General features: G+C 47.8%; 12 protein-coding genes. 6 read left to right on the forward strand and 6 right to left on the reverse strand.

Annotated elements, in window-relative coordinates; translation table 11 throughout:
* Positions 1–10 precede the first annotated feature (10 nt).
* Together KBW69_RS11255 and KBW69_RS11260 are read right to left on the reverse strand one after the other, a co-directional pair.
* A complete protein-coding gene (locus KBW69_RS11255) occupies positions 11–628 on the reverse strand; it encodes a LysE family translocator (RefSeq protein WP_257276392.1) in 618 nt (205 codons plus the stop codon).
* The gene (locus KBW69_RS11260) at positions 628–1,434 is read right to left on the reverse strand and encodes a PhzF family phenazine biosynthesis protein (RefSeq protein ID WP_257276391.1); all 807 of its coding nucleotides are present in this window, start codon (positions 1,432–1,434) and stop codon (positions 628–630) included. The genes KBW69_RS11255 and KBW69_RS11260 overlap by 1 nt, the downstream gene beginning before the upstream one ends.
* A gap of 281 nt (positions 1,435–1,715) precedes the next feature.
* Between KBW69_RS11260 and KBW69_RS11265 the strand changes: the two genes are divergently transcribed.
* From KBW69_RS11265 to selD, 5 genes are all read left to right on the forward strand, one after another.
* Positions 1,716–3,113: a PLP-dependent aminotransferase family protein gene (locus KBW69_RS11265; RefSeq protein ID WP_257276390.1), complete on the forward strand. Its 1,398-nt coding sequence runs from the start codon at positions 1,716–1,718 to the stop codon at positions 3,111–3,113.
* Between the two features lie 24 nt (positions 3,114–3,137).
* Positions 3,138–3,662: a DUF2878 domain-containing protein gene (locus KBW69_RS11270; protein ID WP_257276389.1), complete on the forward strand. Its 525-nt coding sequence runs from the start codon at positions 3,138–3,140 to the stop codon at positions 3,660–3,662.
* Positions 3,663–3,872: 210 nt separating this feature from the next.
* Entirely contained in the window at positions 3,873–4,358 is a 486-nt protein-coding gene (locus KBW69_RS11275) for a hypothetical protein (RefSeq protein ID WP_257280911.1), read from the forward strand.
* Between the two features lie 216 nt (positions 4,359–4,574).
* On the forward strand, positions 4,575–4,901 hold the full coding sequence (locus KBW69_RS11280; protein ID WP_257280912.1) for a hypothetical protein: 327 nt from the start codon (positions 4,575–4,577) through the stop codon (positions 4,899–4,901).
* Between the two features lie 325 nt (positions 4,902–5,226).
* Positions 5,227–6,279, forward strand: coding sequence for a selenide, water dikinase SelD (gene selD / locus KBW69_RS11285; RefSeq protein WP_257280913.1), 1,053 nt, complete (start codon positions 5,227–5,229; stop codon positions 6,277–6,279).
* Positions 6,280–6,325: 46 nt separating this feature from the next.
* Here the strand turns inward: selD and KBW69_RS11290 are convergent, their stop codons facing one another.
* Both KBW69_RS11290 and KBW69_RS11295 read right to left on the reverse strand, forming a co-directional pair.
* Positions 6,326–6,571 (reverse strand): hypothetical protein, encoded by a 246-nt coding sequence (locus KBW69_RS11290; protein WP_257276385.1) that lies wholly within the window; start codon positions 6,569–6,571, stop codon positions 6,326–6,328.
* Positions 6,572–6,737: 166 nt separating this feature from the next.
* Positions 6,738–7,169, reverse strand: coding sequence for a secondary thiamine-phosphate synthase enzyme YjbQ (locus tag KBW69_RS11295; protein WP_257276384.1), 432 nt, complete (start codon positions 7,167–7,169; stop codon positions 6,738–6,740).
* A gap of 74 nt (positions 7,170–7,243) precedes the next feature.
* Between KBW69_RS11295 and KBW69_RS11300 the strand changes: the two genes are divergently transcribed.
* Complete coding sequence (locus KBW69_RS11300) at positions 7,244–7,696, forward strand: hypothetical protein (RefSeq protein WP_257280914.1); 453 nt, start codon at positions 7,244–7,246, stop codon at positions 7,694–7,696.
* 176 nt (positions 7,697–7,872) lie between these two features.
* Here the strand turns inward: KBW69_RS11300 and KBW69_RS11305 are convergent, their stop codons facing one another.
* Together KBW69_RS11305 and KBW69_RS11310 are read right to left on the reverse strand one after the other, a co-directional pair.
* Positions 7,873–11,367 (reverse strand): WD40 repeat domain-containing protein, encoded by a 3,495-nt coding sequence (locus KBW69_RS11305; RefSeq protein WP_257280915.1) that lies wholly within the window; start codon positions 11,365–11,367, stop codon positions 7,873–7,875.
* Positions 11,368–12,020: 653 nt separating this feature from the next.
* Complete coding sequence (locus KBW69_RS11310) at positions 12,021–14,252, reverse strand: hypothetical protein (protein ID WP_257280916.1); 2,232 nt, start codon at positions 14,250–14,252, stop codon at positions 12,021–12,023.
* Positions 14,253–14,386: the final 134 nt, after the last annotated feature.

The raw sequence follows: 14,386 nt of genomic DNA on the forward strand, positions 1-14,386 counted from the left end.
TGTCAACCCCTCATAAGATCATCTCACCAATAACCGGAATAATAGACAGCACCAGTAAAAGCGCCATAGCGATGTTAAACGCCCTTTGATAAGACGACTGTTGCAACATCTTATTCAGACGAACACCGAAGAATAACCATACACCTACACAGGGAACCGCAGCGACCAGAAAGGCCAGCGCAATGACAAGCACTTGCAGAAACACATCTCCGGACACCGTTGTGTAAGCAGCCACGGCACCTGTCGCCATAATCCATGCTTTCGGGTTTACCCATTGAAACAGGGCTGACTGTATAAAAGTCAGTGGTCTGGATCTGCCGCCATTGAGATCGACAGGTGAAGACTTTGCAATGAGCCAGGCAAGGTACAGAAGATAAGCGACACCCAGAACCTTGATGATATCGTGCAGAACCGGAAAAAGATCAAACACCGCCCCCAGCCCCAACCCCACAAACAGCACCATCAAAGGAAAGCCCAGACAGATGCCTAAAAAGTGAGGGATGCTCTGCCGGGTACCATAATTCATACCTGAGGTCATGATCATGACATTATTGGGTCCCGGGGTAATCGTACTGGAAAAAGCAAAAGCCAGCAGGGGCCACAAAACAACACTTAACTCACCACTCATCATAAGCCTCCTGTAACGTTTATCAGGCCTTTCAGGTAGAGTACAGCGCGACCACGCAGCAAAACCCTGTCCTCACACCATTCACACTCCAGTTGCCCTGTTCTCGGGGAAATTTGTTCAGCTTTGAGTGTTCTTTTGCCCAATAGTTCAGACCAGTAAGGAGTTAGCATAGTATGAGCTGATCCAGTGACCGGATCTTCTTTTATGGCGACCTCAGGTCCGCCAAACCAGCGGGAGACGAAATCCACACCCACTCTTTCCGAACGAGCAGAAATAACCACACCGCGCACCCTGCTGTTCTTCAGGCCGGTGAAGTCCAGGTTCAGACTGGCTACTGTTTCTTCATTGGGAGCAACAATTAACAGATCATCTTTATTGAATCCGGAATCCAACGCTTCAAAGGGAAGCTGTTTTGCAACTTCTTCTGGAATGGGCTCATGAGCAAAGGAAGCCGCCGGAAAATCCAGTTCAATCAGGTCTTCTTTGAATCTGACGTTTAAAAGGCCGGATAAACTATCAAAAGATAACTCTTCTGATTGATCTCCCAGCTCATGTCGGATCACATAACTGGCTGCCAGTGTCGCATGCCCACACAGACTGACCTCTGCACCCGGTGTGAACCAGCGAATGTAATAACGTCCATCCGCGCCAGCAATAAAGGCTGTTTCTGAAAGGTTATTTTCCAGAGCTATGCTTTGCATCAGTTCATCAGACAGCATCTCTTCGACCGGGCAGATAGCAGCTGGATTACCTCGGAACAGTTCACTGGTAAAAGCATCGACCTGATAGATGGGAAGCACTTTCATTGTTCATTCCTTTCTTATGTTGCCTGGTGAAAAGCGATTTACACTCTCTTGTTTTGCTTGCCTTTGCTTTCAACGTTGGCGGCCCTGACCAACCCTTTTTAAACGATTATTGTCGTATGCTTGCTTCTGCATAGCTGAAAGTTCCAATGATTCACGCATAAATTGTCACCATACAATTTTATTTTTATTTTACTTTTCCATTTGATTGCAGTGTAGAGGGTGCTTAGAATCGATCAACTCTTTTATTGTCACCATGACAATCATGCAAAAAAACTAAATCTATGATCGACTGGCAACCAAATCTGGATCGATTTTCCGGACCCAAATACAAAGCTTTGGCTGACGCCATAGAAGAGGCCATAACAGGGGGAGAGCTGAATAGTGGCGATCGACTGCCCACACATCGCTCTCTGTCTGACCAACTGGGCGTCACCGTCGGGACAATTACACGTGGCTACGCTGAAGCTGAACGACGACGGCTTGTTACCGCAAGAGTGGGAAGCGGTACTTTTGTTCTTGGTAAGGTCTGGAATAAAAGAGACTTCTCAATTCCGCAGCCCCGGCCATCCGACCTGATCGACCTCAGCCTCAGTTTGCCTGTCCCGGCCAGCCGAGAGCAGATTCTGGCCAATAGCCTGAGTTCAGTGGCCGAAAAATGGCAACAACTTTCATCTTTACTGGACTACCACCCGGAAACGGGCATCTCCCGGCATCGTGAAACCATGGTGCGCTGGATGCGCTATCACGGTATGGAAGCGGAATCAGACAACATTCTGATAACATCCGGTGGACAGAACGCCAATATGCTCACTCTCCAGGGACTGCTGAGGCCCGGAGATGTTATCGCATCAGAACATTTGACCTACCGCGGATTTATTAATGCTGCCAGACAGTGGCAGCTTCGCCATATCGGGTTGGCCATGGACCAGCATGGTCTGACGCCTCAGTCGCTGGACCAATGTTGCCATCAATTCAAACCGCGCCTTCTTTATCTGATGCCAAACCTTCAGAACCCAACGGCCACTTTGATGCCACTGGCCAGACGTCAGGAAATTCTGGACGTTGCTGCTGTGCATAATCTTGTGATTCTGGAAGACGATGTGCAGTTTATTCCGCCTGAAGAGCGGTTACCATCTCTCTACAGTCTTGCCCCGGAACGGGTGGTTTATACTACGAGCTTTTCCAAATCTCTGGCAGGAGGGCTGAGAGTCGGTTTTATTTGCAGCCCGGAAGACCTTAACCAGAAAATCAGGATCGCCATGCAAAACAACTGCTGGAGCACTCCCCCGCTGATGTCAGAAGTAGTAACAGAATGGATTGACTCCGGAGAAGCCCGGCAACTGACAGTCTGGCAGCGGGAAGAAATTCTGTACCGGCAGCACATTTTGGAAGAAACTATCGGGCATCTGGATATCCAGTCACAGCCTTACAGTTTTTATGCCTGGCTCAAGCTGCCGGAACCCTGGCGGGCAGAAACATTTGTCCAACAGCTGGAAAGTAAAAATGTTAAAGTGCTGCACTCTGAAGTGTTTGCGGTTGGCAGCTCGGCTGCACCTCAGGCCGTCAGAATCTGCATCAGCAGTCCATCATCAAGAGATCAACTCAGAAGAGGTCTGGAAACTATCAGCGCAATGCTGGCCTCTGAACCCAACCCTGTTTTAAGACCCATTGTCTTTTAAATAGCCTATTGAATGGTTTTTTAGATGAAACAATTGAACACTTCCTGGTTTAACGGTGTCCTGGCTTTAGCAGGCTGGCTGATCTGCATGACGACCCAGTCAAGCTGGGCTGTCGCCGCGACGGTAGTCATTCTAATGATCCATTTCTCCACCTCCGGTTACTGGAAAAAAGAGCGGGAGATTCTGGTTATCACCCTGATTCTGGGTAGCGCCCTGGATAGTGTGATGAGCAATATAAGTGTTCTTCAGTTTTCCGGTGAGAGTCGAATTCTTCCTTCATGGCTGGCTTGTATCTGGCTAATGCTAGGGTTGACCATTCGTCATAGTCTCAATTGGCTTGGTAAAAACAGACTGACTGGTAACTTGTTTGTTATTATTTTGACCGCAGTACATTACTTCCTGTTGTTACAGTTCACCTATGTTACCTCCCATCTGCCAACATGGCAGGCAGTGGCTATTCTTTCAATATTCGCAACACTAGTTATTAATATTATTCTGACATTTTCTGATATCTGGCTAGAAAAATATGAACGACAGACTACCGAATGATCGCTCATTGCTGAGGCAGAAAAATCACCGCCACTGGATTTCTTCGACAAAAACAGCTCCGAAAGGAGCCCAGTATAAAATACACTTACATAAAAGCATCACTTTCCTTACATAAAATATTGCAAGATAACGTCATTTCTGTGTAGCCTGACAGCATTTCCAGGCGATGAGTGCTACTAGTGCGCGCACAATAATAAAGGAACGTATTTTATGACCGTCTCAGCATCCCCTGTTAACGCCAGTGACTTCCTGAATCAAAAGGCAACTGATATCAGGTGCTGGTATGAGTCCGGCACTCAACCCATAGAGGGCCTGAATGTTCGTAAAATGCCGGCTCGTGCAGAGCCTCTTGAATATATACCCAGCCAGGGTAAAGCCAAAAACAAGGCTCGTTTCAAACTGATCGTCAGTAAGAGCTTTAAGCTCTGGTCGATAGACCTTGAAATGAGCTTTTTCTGCCAGCCCTGGTTAAGCAATGACGGTATAGCCAACCCACCTGGTTTGCTTTTCTCAGTCATTGATGACGAAAATAGAGCCCACCCGATTGAATACCTGCCGATGGTGTTCGACTGTGATGAAGAGGGTATGAACGCACAACAGTGGTTCAGCTTCTGGATTCAAAAGATTCTGAAAAGACCTTCCATCAAAATTGTCTTTGCCTATAAACAACTGATTTCCTCTGAGCTTGACGACTGAAGGATTGTTTCATTAACGTGACACATGCAGTATTACTAATGAGAACCGGAGCCTGATTTGAGTTATTCGTAACCAAAGGCTCCTTTCTTTTTATTTCCGGCTATGTATACAATATTTGCTAGTACTTAATAGAAACAGACAGGGCTTTCTTAGTCTGGAAAACGCGGGGTTAGTACTTTAGTTTTTCCTGCCATCTAACACTTTTGAAGGAACAATATGCATCGTCTACTCCTGTTTTTCTTCACTGCTTCACTGTCGTTCTTCTCATACGCAGAATTCGGTCAATTTACTCATCGCTGGGTTGCTGTATTTGACACTGGCCTTGTTAACAGCTGCGATGCACAACGTCTTATTGAAAAGTTGAATGGCCTCTCTTCAGAGACAACGCTGTCACTGTTGCGCCCCTTCGGTTCCTGCGGAATTATTTTTCTGTCCGATGCACTGTTGGATCCTGAAACCCTTATTAAGCAAGACTCATCCATTCGATATATTGAACCCGATGGAATTAACAAAATCCTGCCGGTAATTCCAACCACCCATTAACAAAAACATATAAAATCTACTGCATTAACTAAAAGGGACTTTGACCTCCCTCCCCCAAAAAGAAATTAGCAATGTCAATATAATCGAATATAAGATCATACCCTTATTAGTCAAAACGATGGTTGAGACATCACTTTCCTAAAAAACTTTCTGCACCGCAGAGACAACCCAGGGCATTTAAAAATGTCAACAATGGCAGCAACATAAACCTGGTGACCCGTTGCCTGACATTAAACTCCCCGAACCCCCATTATTCCCTAATTACTTCTACTTCTGTTAGTGCTAAAGTGCGCATTTTTTTCGCTTATCTTTCTTGAGCACCCCGATGAGTTCTATAGACATCAACAACATCAAGCTGACTGAATACAGCAGTGGCGCAGGTTGCGGCTGCAAGATATCGCCTCAGATTCTTGACGGCATTCTGAAAACTAACCTTCAGTTGCCTGACTTCCCGGGGCTGATTGTCGGCAATTCCAGTAAGGATGATGCTGCTGTTTTTGATATGGGAAATGGTGAAGGAGTGATCAGCACCACCGACTTTTTCATGCCTATTGTTGATGATCCCTTCGATTTTGGCCGAATTGCTGCCACCAATGCGATCAGTGATATCTATGCCATGGGAGGTACGCCGATGATGGCTATTGCCATACTGGGCTGGCCAGTGAAAATTCTGCACCCTGAAATTGCCGCAAAAGTTGTAGATGGGGGTCGCCAAGCCTGCGCAGATGCCCGCATTCCTCTGGCAGGTGGACACAGCATTGATGCTCCCGAACCCATTTTCGGACTGGCGGTCACCGGCAAGGTACCGCTGGAGCAGCTCAAGCGCAATGACCAGGCCCGGGCAGGGAGCAGGCTTTACCTCACCAAACCTCTTGGTGTGGGCATTCTGACTACAGCTCAGAAGAAAAAGCTGCTCAAGGATGAACACCGCCACCTGGCTCGTGACGCCATGTGTACTCTTAACAAGATTGGCGCAGAACTGGCGCAATTACCGGGTATCAGTGCCATAACTGATGTCACAGGATTTGGCCTGCTGGGTCACCTGATTGAAGTCTGTGAAGGCAGCAAAGTAGCGGCCACTATCAAAATGAACAGTCTGCCACTGCTCCCACACGTCAGTGAATACCAACTTCAAGACTGCATTCCGGGGGGCACTTTACGCAATTTTGACAGTTATGGACATAAGGCCGGGGCGGTCACAAAAGAGCAAAAACAGCTCCTGTGCGACCCACAGACCAGTGGTGGCTTACTGGTAGCTGTTGATAGAGAGAGTGAAAAAGCGTTTCTGACCCTTACCCGCCAGTATGGCCTTTCACTAGAGCCTATTGGTGAGCTGGAAAAGTATGCACAAGGCCCTTTGGTGAGGATTCAGATTTAAGCGGCCCAAAAAAAGCCCGACGGAAGTGTCGGGCTTTAAAATTGGGTTAGATTGTACGGTTACCGTATTCGCTCGAAGGCTTTTTGGGCGGATCAGCGGTAACGTTTGATGGGACTTCTTCTATCTCACCACCGGATTCAAGAAAGGCCTCTACCTGAGCGTTGAGACTCTCTCTGAGTTTTTTCCGGGACTCTACTGTGCGCTGATCAGCGGGTTCGTCTCGACTCCCCAGAAAACTGATATCAACCCCGTCAAAACCAGCAGCAGCTTTTTTCGGCGTTTTCCGTGCCATAGCTATTTCCTCTTGGATACTGGTCAATGGAGCAATCTGTGCTCCAACCCATATTTTTAGACTTTAGTTCCGATTTTTTTAAGTTATAGTCCAGCGTTGTTAAAACGCCAGTCGGTCTGAGTCCTCCGTCAATATACTGCTATTAAAAAAATCAATGAATTTATAATTACCTATATAGATTACCTTGTAAAGTCACAATCAATAGACGTTTTCCACCGCGCTCTTTGTGCTCTCCCAACCAGAGCCCCTGCCGGGTTCCCAGATTGAATCGGCCCTCAGTGATGGGCACCATGACACCAGCGCCCCACAGGCTCGACTTTATATGGGCCGGCATATCATCAGCCCCGCCAAGAACATGGCGATAGTAGTCGGCATCATCCGGAATAGCTTGAAGGGAAAACATTTCCATATCGTGACGAACATCCGGATCTGTATTCTCATTCAGAGTGAGGGATGCGGACGTATGCTGAATAAAGATATGAGCCAAACCCATCTGATACTTCGAAAGCTCGGGAAGCTTTGACTCTAACTCATCAGTTATAAGATGAAAGCCCCTGTCTTTTTCCGATAGTAGAATCAATTTCTGATACCAGGCCATATAAAGTCTTCTCCTGTCTTGCCGAACTGCATTGAGCCATTGAAGCCTTTTACTCAGCTTAACGGGCCTGCTTAATGATTCAGAGATATTGGCTCAATCTTTTACTGTTTCTCTCTTTTCTGGCCACATCGTCCTACGCCAACGATTTGAATAAGTTTGGTTGTGATTTTCTCGACATGCAGACTTTTTACATGGAGGAGCTGGGAGTCAGTGATGTCGTTATTATTCATCTGACTCAAAAAATGGATACGCCTGAGATAAAGGGTTTTACCCAACAACTCGGGCCGAAAAAGTACCTTATAGCCCTGGCAGAAGGCCTGGAACCCAGCGAAATAAGAGTCACCATGGCTCACGAACTGGTCCATGTCCGGCAGCTGGAAGAAGGCTCTATCGAAAACAAGGAGTTCGAAAAACATTATCTTGACAGAAGCTTCGAAGATGAAGCCTTTCGGCTAAGCCTGCCAATGGCTGCCCGATTCTACACCAGCCATTCATGTAATGATCAAGAGTCAGGCAATAGCCTTTAACCTGAAAGCTATGAAGACGTCCCATCTCGCTCCAGGAACCTGCGAAGCTCCGGAAGTTAGCTTCATTCAGGAATCCACTGCCCCATTTCCAGAAGCCTTTTAAGTGATAAATGAAGCCACTCACGAAGACTGCTACCAACAGGCTATGCCAATCTTTTATGTCGCAGCAGAAATGATCATAACTCTTGATACCCATCCGCGGCATCACCTAATGGAACGGGTAGTTTCCTCTTGAACTTCTTAACGGCTACGATAGCTGAAACCACGGCAACCAAGACCACAACACCCGCGGTAATAAGCCCAATACACCAGTCTGGAAATTTTGGACTCAATACAGGCGGCAGTTTGTCAAGACCCAGAGAAATCACTTGCATCCGCACATGCCGGACACCCTTCTCAACATCAGCGTCTGCAACTGCCAGATAGGCTTTATTGCCCACAAAGACCGGGCGCATTGACCTACGTGCCGGAGCCTTGAATGCGGTGTCAACACGATGGACATTGACCTGGTTTTCATAAGTAACGACAGACAATTGCCCATTACTGTTGTAAATAATGGTGTGCAAAGAATTTTTCGCAGTCACCAGTCTAAGAGTTAAAAACCTATCCGATGTGCCTGAAGAAAAACAAACTGTATCGTCAAGAATAAAAGCGCCATCCATCTGTCCATTGTCAGTGGCGAACCGGCGAATAGAAAGCTTCTCTGACTCAGGGTTGAATACGGCAACATAAACATGGTTCTTTTGAATCAGAATGTCTTGCAGAATGTTGTCAATGCCCGGGTCTGTGGTGATCAGTATCCCTTTGCCATCGTCTCCAAAAGAGGCAGCGGGGTTTAGTTCCTCTTTTTCGTACTGTCTGATAAAGAAAGGATAGGAGACATTTTTATCACTGCTTGTGCCTGTTACATAGAGCTTTTCGCCATCAGGGGAGACCCTTATACGAAGTCCTCTTTCCTCATCATTCTTGTAATATTTTTTAGGAAACCGGAGTCGTTTTTTGTGGTAACTACTAAACAACAGTTTGTTATTGATTGTTCCTGTAAAGTACATGACACCCTGATGGTGAGCGGTATCATTAATTTGGACCCCTCCAGGGAATACATTGTTATGCACGCTATATCCTGCCCGCCCCCCCCGGATAGCAACCAAGGGGAACTCCACCAGAACCGTTTCTCCGGACGTTGCCGTTGCAACAATGACAAGCTGAGAGCCTGTTGTATCGTGAATAACCTGCCCAGTCAGAGACTGGTAGGAGGCCAGCATTTTTAAACGACTGTCAGAGGTTGTGTAAGTCACGATGCCACACAGACCAAATTGTTTATCCAGTTCAGAGCCTTTATAACGTGCCAGATTAACCTTTTTGGAATGCGACTCAGGCTGAATGACAACGTATATCTGCTCATTTTTCGCATCATACGCTTGAAACAGGGGTATCCCTTCTGGTGGCGGGCAGCTACCCGGCAGGCTGGGCGCTTCTGTATTATCAGGCAGGGATTTATACGACGATGAGTGTTTGATCAGTGTTGAACTTACTGATGGAGCTCCCGAAATGGTTGTAGAAGTAGTGGCGAGTTTGCTGGTTGAGAGACGTGCAGACGACGAAGCAGTGGTGAGTTGACTGGTTGAGAGACGTGTAGATGACGATGTTGTAGCTGACGTTCTTATACCGACCCGATAAATCCTGACCTTTCCATCTTCCGCCCCGGCTGCCAGCAGGGTGCCGTCGTGGTTGTATTCAACACTCCGTACATCTTTTTTCGCATCGGAGAGAGTGTACAGCAGGCGAGGTAAATTTATCGCTCGGGGCGCCAGGGTGACCGGCGGCAGTCTAGTGGGCGGGAGGCCAGGTAGATTCGACAAGCCATATATCCTAACCCTTCGATCACCCGACCCAGCGGCGAGTCGGGTGCTGTCGCGATTGATATCAATGCTCATGATCCAGTCTCTCGCACCCCACAGAGTATACTTCGGGCTGGTCAGGTTCTTTATGTCATAAACCGCAACCCTTTCCCCCGAAGCGCTACTATCAGACCCCCCAGCTGACAGCAGCTTGCCGTCGTGGCTGAATTTAACACTCCGTACCTGACTTCTCCAATGGTGCAGAGCTCGCGGGACAACGGACAGATCCTTCTCATAAACCCTGAGCCAACCATCTCTCGCTGCCACTGCCATCAAGGTATCGTCGTGGTTGTAGTCAATGTCCATTACCCAACCATATGGATTGGTCAGATTTGTCAGTAGAATGTACAGATCCCTTGGGTCATAAATCCTGACCGTGTTATCTTGTGCTCCGACTGCCAGCTGAGAGCCGCCGTGATTGTATTTAACGCTGCGTACCGCTCGTGCCGCATCAGACAGGGTCACAAGGGGGGTGGACGGGTTCACCGGGTCATAAATCCTGACCTTTTTATCTTGCCCCCCGACTGCCAGCCGGGTCCCGTCGTGGTTGAAGTCAACAGTCCTCACCCAGTCTTTAGAATCGTTCAGGGTATGCAGGAGTCTGGGACTCTCCGGGTCACTCATATCAAAGATTTGTACGGAGCCTGAATGAGGGCATCCGGGATCTGCTCTGCCGGAAGCTATTCCAACGGCCATAAGCATACTGTTTATATTCCATGAGACACTCATAACCCTGTGGGGCCCACAATGTCTCGGTGGAACAAAGCCTCCTGTGGGTGTTGGAGCGGTCGTAACCGGCAATACGTTCGGATCTATATTAATCACATGGATCAATAGAGGACGCACGTTTGTAATACCAGGCGTTGTTGGCTGAGCAGTAGCAGACGTTATTGGCTGGGTTGTATACGACGATGAATGCCTGATCAGCGTTGAATTTCCTGATGGAAATTTCGAAATGGTTGTAGAAGCAGTGGCAAGTTTAATGGTTGAGGGACGTGCAGATGACGATGTTGTCGCTGACGCTCTTATACCGATCCGATAAATCCTGACCTTTTCATCTTCACCCCCAACTGCCAGCAGGGTGCCATAGTGGTTGTAGGCAACGCTCCGTTTGGCTCTTGTCGCATTGGAGATATTGTAGGTAACGCCAGGTAGATTCAACATGTCATATATCCTGACCTGATCATCACTCGACCCAACGGCGAGCCGGGTGTCGTCGCGATTGAAGTCAATACTCATGATCCAGCCTGTTGCATCTGACAGGGTGGCAAGGGGGGTGGACGGGTTCACCGGGTCATAAAGCCTGACCTTGTTATCATCGCCCCCGACTGCCAGCCAGGTGCCGTCGTGGTTAAAAGCAACAGTCCTCACCCAGTCTTTAGAAACGTTCAGGGTGTGCAGGAGTCTGGGCCTCGCCGGGTCACTCATATTAAAGATTTGTACAGGGCCTGAAAAAGGACATCCGGAATAGCCTTCGCCGGAGCCCATTCCCACGGCCATCAGCATAGTGTTCATATTCCATGAGACACTCGTAGCCCAGTAGGGCCGACAATGTCTTGGAGGGACAACGCCTCCTGTAGGTGTTGGAGCAGCCGTTACCGGTAACATGTTCGGATCCATATTAATCACATGGATCAACAGAAGGTTCACGGTTGCATTACCAGACGTTGTTGGCTGGGCAGTAACAGACGTCTGAGCAACTGCCTGCAGAAAGCTTGCTGCCAACAGGATAACCAAACCCGCAATAGACCAGCCCTTCGCAATGCCCATAACCTCTCTCCAGAATTCTGGCTTTGGATTCTTCACTTGGTGATCTGAGGCAGTGAAAATGGACACAAAATTCACTGCCGTCCGGTTAAAAAACAGGGAAAGATTCGAGATGCCTGTCGCTGTCGATCAGCGGTAAAATAACAGTTGTCGAGACTGTTATTTCAGAAAACAGGAACAATAGACGTGAGTCTCAGTGGGTGTTGGCGATTCAATCAGCTCTTCATCATCTGCCGCTAAAAGCTGCATCTTACGACGACTTTCAGGTAGTTAGCTATCAATCCATTCATTCATCGCTTGAAGACTGAACAAGATCATGGCTGAAAATTTCATGTCACTGACGATGGATATGAGCAAACTACTGAACACAAGGATCATCTGAGTAGCCACTGCATTGCAACCTGAAATTCCATTCATTCCCTGATGTTAATGCCGCTGCACTGAGATTACTGGCTCCTCGTAAGCACATTCTTCAAAAAAACCACCATTATCGGTATGGATAAATATATACGATTTCATGTGGAAGCGTTGCTGGCCCTATTTGCTGATACCGGGCTTTAATACGCTGCACAGGAATATTAGGTGTCTTCTCGTTAATCCCAGAGGATCATCAGCGGGTTGATCTGGTTGCCTGAATGTTTGGTGGTTATTAATGATCATAACCCTTGGTACGCATTCGTGGCATCACTTACGGGAACGGGTGGTTTCCTCTTGAACTTCTTAACGGCTACGATAGCTGAAACCACGGCAATCAAGACCACAACACCCGCTGTAATAAGCCCAATACCCCAGTCTGGGAATTCTGGATGGGATATAGGCGGCAGGTATTCAAAATTCAGAAAAATCACCTGCATCCGGACATGCCGGATACCCTTCTCAACATCAGCGTCTGCAACTGCCAGATAGGCTTTATTGCCCACAAAAACCGGGCGCATTGACCTTGTCGCCGGGGTCTTGAATGCAGCGTCAAATTGATGGACATTGGCCTGGTTTTCATAAGTAACGAAAGACAGTTGCCCATTACTGTTGTAAATAATGGTGTACAAATAATTTTTCGCAGTCACCAGTCTAACGGTTAAAAACGTACCCGATGTGCCTGAAGAAAAACGAATCGTATCGTCAATAATAAAAGCGCCATCCATCTGTCCATTGTCAGTGGCGAACCGGCGAATAGAAAGCTTCTCTGACTCAGGGTTGAATACGGCAACATAAACATGGTTCTTTTGAATCAGAATGTCTTGCAGAATGTTGTCAGTGCCCATGTCTGTAGCGATCAGGATCCCTCTGCCATTGTCTCCAAAAGAGGCAGCGGGGTTTAGTTCCTTTTTTTCGTACTGTCTGATAAAGAAAGGATAGGAGACATTTTTATCACTGCTTATGCCTGTCACATAGAGCTTTTCGCCATCTGGGGAGACCCTTATGCGAAGTCCTGTTTCCTCATCATTTTTGTAATATTTTTTAGGAAACCGGAGTCGTTTTTTATGGTAACTACTAAACAACAGTTTGTTATTGATTGTTCCTGTAAAGTACATGACACCCTGATGATGAGCGGTATCATTAATTTGGACCCCTCCGGGGAATACATTGTGATTTACGCTTAATCCTGCCCGTCCCCCCTTGATAGCAACTAAGGGGAACTCCACCAGAACCGTTTCTCCGGACGTTGCCGTTGCAACAATGACAAGCTGAGAGCCTGTTGTATCGTGAATAACCTGCCCAGTCAGAGACTGGTAGGAGGCCAGCATTTTTAAACGGCTGTCAGAGGTTGTGTAAGTCACGATGCCACACAGACCAAATTGTTTATCCAGTTCAGAGCCTTTATAACGTGCCAGATTAACCTTTTTGGAATGCGACTCAGGCTGAATGACAACGTATATCTGCTCATTTTTCGCATCATACGCTTGAAACAGGGGTATCCCTTCTGGTGGCGGGCAGCTACCCGACAGGCTGGGCGCTTCTGTATTGTCAGGCAGGGCTTTATACGACGATGAATGTTTGATCAGCGTTGAATTTACTGATGGAGCTCGCGAAATGGTTGTAGAAGTAGTGGCGAGTTTACTGGTTGAGAGGCGTGCAAATGACGAAGCAGTGGTAAGTTTACTGGTTGAGAGACGTGCAGATGACGATGTTGTCGCTGACACTCTTATACCGACCCGATAAATCCTGACCTTTTCATCTTCCGCCCCAACTGCCAGCAGGGTGCCATCGTGGTTGTAGGCAACGCTCCGTATGGCTTTTGTCGCATCGGTGATGTTGTACATAACGCCAGGTAGATTCAACACGTCATATATCTTAACCCGATCATCACTCGACCCAACGGCGTGCCAGGTGTCGTCGCGATTGAAGTCAATGCTCATGATCAAGCCTGTCGCATCTGACAGGGTGGCAAGGGGGGTAGACGGGTTCACTGGGTCATAAAGCCTGACCTTTTTATCATCCCCCCCGACTGCCAGCCAGGTGCCGTCGTGGTTGAAAGCAACAGTCCTCACCCAATCTTTAGAATTGTTCAGCGTGTGCAGGAGTCTGGGCCTCGCCGGGTCACTCATATTAAAGATTTGTACGGGCCCTGAAAAAGGACATCCGGAATTGCCTTTGCCGGAAGCCATTCCCACAGCCATCAGCATACTGTTCATATTCCATGAGACACTCGTAGCCCAGTAGGGCCGACAATGTCTTGGTGGGACAACGCCGCCTGTGGGTGTTGGAGCGGCCGTTACCGGCAACATGTTCGGATCCATATTAATCACATGGATCAATAGAGGGCCCACGGTCGCATTACCAGACGTTGTTGGCAGGGCAGTAACAGACGTTTGAGCAACTGCCTGCAGAAAGCTTGCTGCCAACAGGATAACCAAACCCGCAATAGACCAGCCCTTTGCAATGCCCATAACCACTCTCCAGAATTCCGGCTTTGGATTCTTCACCTGGTGATCTGAGGCAGTGAAAATGGACACAAAATTCACTGCCGTCCTGTTAAAAAACAGGGAAAGATTTGAGATGCCTGCCGCTGTCGGTCAGCGGC

This window comes from Endozoicomonas sp. ISHI1 (assembly GCF_024606225.1).
Classification (GTDB): domain Bacteria; phylum Pseudomonadota; class Gammaproteobacteria; order Pseudomonadales; family Endozoicomonadaceae; genus Endozoicomonas_A.